This window comes from Methylocucumis oryzae (assembly GCF_000963695.1).
GTDB lineage: Bacteria > Pseudomonadota > Gammaproteobacteria > Methylococcales > Methylomonadaceae > Methylovulum > Methylovulum oryzae.
This window is the reverse complement of sequence record NZ_LAJX01000198.1, coordinates 1-3,323: the sequence shown is the minus strand read 5'-3', so window position 1 is coordinate 3,323 and position 3,323 is coordinate 1. Positions and strand designations below refer to the sequence as shown.

The following is a 3,323-nucleotide window of genomic DNA, read 5'->3' as shown; positions in this document are numbered from 1 at the left end:
CGGCATAAAACCGAGCAATTTCTAGCGATGTAGGTAAATCAGTACGGTTTAGTACAGCGCGTAACCCTTCTAAAGCAAAGGTAACATTTTGTTTGCCAAGCTCTTGCTCCAATCGTTGTTTGGGTGTCTGTTTATTATCAACTTCTGAAAATTTTGCAAAGTAGAGCTGACCAAGATAAGCCAACCAACCATGATGCTGTCCTATGCGGATTAAATCCTTGTTTTTTTCAAAATCTGCTCGATTTTTTTGTTGTCTGATGAATTGTTTCTTTTTTTGTCGAATATTTCTCTTTGCTTTTTCTATTCGCCAATCGGCAACATGAGAACGGCAGAAAATGGGAACTGTTTCTGCTAATTCAGGATGGGAGATGCCGTAGTCGTAAAGTAGGGTAAACCTATCAACGTCGGTTGTGCCGCAAATGGTTAGGTTAAACGCCAATTTAAAAATAAACTGCTCTTTGGCATCGCATAATTCTTTCTCATTAATAAAGGAAAATGCTGTGTCAATTACTTGCTCATAGGTTAAGGTAAATTTCGTCAATTGCTGAAACTCATGCCAAAATCCCCAGATATTTTCTAAGTCATTATGTTGTGTTAGTGCAATTTTAAAAAAACCAATAACGGTTTTTGGATTTTCGCTAAACCAAGACTTTATTTCGTCTTTCTGTGAAGAATAGATGGAATCATATTTAATAGTCGAAAACCAAGACCAGAGCCTTTCAATTCCAATGCTCTTATTGCTTAAAAGGACACGCTTTAAAATTTCGTAATTAAAATTTTCAATCTTTCTGTATTTGCTGTTTTTTTGGTTTGGTTTAAGCAGGCAAATACTGTCTAAAAGTTCAGGAAGAATATCAAGTGGCAACGAATGACTAAGTCCCCAAAGACAGCCCGCCATGTTGTCTTCCTTTCGATGTGTAACATAATCACTGATAAGCAGGGCAACATCATCAAGGTTAAAATAACCTTCAAACATATCCGCCATAATATTTTCTTTAAGGCGCAAATCATCATTGCTAGTTTTCAATTGCTCCCTTACCGCCTTTACAATTAACTCTTTGCCATTTGGTATGGCATGGGCAAGGGCGGCATAAGCATCGGAACGTGCGCCATACACCTCGTTGTTATCACAAAAAATATGCAACAATTCGGCTGCAAGTGTTGGCTGCGGTTCGCCATAAGTAATAGCATTCAGCGCTACCGAGCGTAAATGATATTGCTTCGGTTCTCTGGCTAATAGGGCTTTAAGTTCTGCCGCCATTTCCGGTGTCGATAACGTGCCCAAGGGTTCACTTGTCCAATCGTTGCCACGAAACCATGGGTCATTTTCGGCCAGTTTGACTAATGCGTTTAATAAGGCTTTGCGGCTAGATAGGGTAAGGCAAGCCACATCACCTTGCACCAATACGCCGTAAGGGTCGGTTGCCATTAAAAAGTCCGCGTATTCGGGTAATAATTGGGTTAACCATGCGTATAAGCCGCGCAATTCAGGCGCGGGATGACCATCAACACACAACAAGCTGCAAACGCGGCTGATTGGTAAACCATTGCGGATAGTATCAACTAACCAACAAGCAGCTAGATATTCGGCAATAGTGCGATGTGAGTAGGTGACTTGTTCTTGTTGCTGATTTGAAGTGACAAAAGCACGTTTAGTAAGAGCCGCTAAAACAGCTTCTTTATTTTCATTTTGATAAGGGATTTCTGCATAAGAATGGCTTCGGCCTTTCACTAGGCAAATGCCTTTGACATCGGCAATTAGCAAAACTGCAGAGGCGGCTCCCGCTGCGTTTTTTAATTCAGTTGCCGTGTATGCCGCTAGCGGTTTACGTAGGTGACTGTCATCATGTTCTTCCAATAGTAGGCGAGTTGCAATGTCATACAATTCATTTTTACTTTTTGGCCATTGTCCGTTTTGTGCAGTTACCGAATCAATCAGCATTATTAGCGTTTGTGGGTTATTTAATAACGAACTAACACCTTTTTCGTTAGCTTTTTCTTTAAACTCGTTTGGGTTAACTACATGCCTATCGGTGAGAATTTGGTCAATTTCAGCTTCATTCAGAACATCCAGGACAACAACACAATAGCCACCTGTCGCATCGAAGTAAGGTTTAAATGATTTAAGGTCTGTTTCACCTAGCCAATCTGTAGCACGGCAAGATATACGAACTTTTGATGGTTTGACTTTTTTTGATACTGCCGATTATTGCTTTAATTGAATTATGCTGATCGGTTCGTGAGCGCATTTCATCAAGGGCATCAATATAAAGGGCTTTGTCGGAATATGATTCATCGGCATAGACCGTAAAATCGCCTGCCGCAATACAGTTACCTTGTTCATATGCGCTGGCAATCTTAAAAAGATGCGTTTTCCCCGCACCAGGTTCGCCAAGTAAAACAATATTGGGAATTGCCAAAATATCCGCAAAAGTCAGGTTATCTTGTTTATTAATGTCATCAGTCGAATAGATTTTCTTGATTGAGCGACTAAGCATGATTAAGTCTTGTATATAGGATTAAACGACTGTTTGATTTGCTATTTTGTATATAAAACCAACTTAGGCACAAACCGAAAATCTTTTTTATTTACCGTGAGCAGCTCAAGCCCATAAACTAAAGCCGTTGCGGCAATCAAGGCATCGGCTAGACGTAAACCATGCGAAAGCGAGTATTGCTTAATCAGTTGCCGTGCAACGCTGAAAACTTCCGAGGGCATTTCTAGGTGATGGAACATCGACAGTATTTTTTCCAACTTTTGCATTTCTGTTTTATTGCGTGCGCCTTGGAGCAGCTCCAATTCAATGACGGGATTAATGAAGAGCTGTATATTCTGGCTATGCAAATCGGCAAGTTGTCGACTGCGCCCGTTGGCAAAGTCAATCAAAATGCAGGTATCGCAAAGCACCCGATTATTCATGGCGTTGCCAAGCTTGTTGCCTTAGCTGTTTGGCAAAGTTAAGACTATCGTCTATATCTGTAAAAACTAAAGTCGGCACTGTTTTCTGGTGGCTGGAATTTCTCAGTTGGGGCTTGTGAATGCTGGAATGGGTCGAGTTTTTGGATGCTTAAGGTTTCTGCTTGTTCGGTTTCAGTGACATAACGGGATAGGATGCTAAGGACAAATTCCGGCAAGTTTTGCTGCTGTTGTGTTGCCAAGCGCAATAGGGATTGCTCTAACTGTGGGTCATTCAGGGTGAGATGAATAGTAAGCGCTCAACCAAACCACCTGTTCTAATAAGTTCAGAACCGTTATTCTCAAAATTTTTGAAGAGGATAATGCATGACCTTAACCGCGCATTGGATACATCACCTGAACACTT

The 3,323-nt window shown here is 41.0% G+C and carries 4 protein-coding genes; all 4 read right to left on the bottom strand.

Annotated elements, in window-relative coordinates; all coding sequences use genetic code 11:
* The coding region (locus tag VZ94_RS23540) for a hypothetical protein (protein WP_131655607.1) at positions 1-1,429 on the bottom strand (1,429 nt) is incomplete at its 3' end.
* A 706-nt stretch (positions 1,430-2,135) separates the two neighbouring features.
* Entirely contained in the window at positions 2,136-2,498 is a 363-nt protein-coding gene (locus tag VZ94_RS16815) for a hypothetical protein (RefSeq protein WP_052700674.1), read from the bottom strand.
* A gap of 41 nt (positions 2,499-2,539) precedes the next feature.
* Positions 2,540-2,920, bottom strand: coding sequence for a type II toxin-antitoxin system VapC family toxin (locus tag VZ94_RS24640; protein ID WP_045780106.1), 381 nt, complete (start codon positions 2,918-2,920; stop codon positions 2,540-2,542).
* Positions 2,921-2,964: 44 nt separating this feature from the next.
* Positions 2,965-3,165, bottom strand: a complete 201-nt coding sequence (locus VZ94_RS25605) for a hypothetical protein (protein ID WP_052700671.1) — start codon at positions 3,163-3,165, stop codon at positions 2,965-2,967.
* Positions 3,166-3,323 lie beyond the last annotated feature (158 nt).

What these genes read in the sequence shown, in the direction of transcription:
- VZ94_RS16815 (WP_052700674.1), bottom strand. Translation starts at nt 2,498, where the DNA reads ATGCTTAGTCGCTCAATCAAGAAAATCTATTCGACTGATGACATTAAT.
- VZ94_RS24640 (WP_045780106.1), bottom strand. Translation starts at nt 2,920, where the DNA reads ATGAATAATCGGGTGCTTTGCGATACCTGCATTTTGATTGACTTTGCC.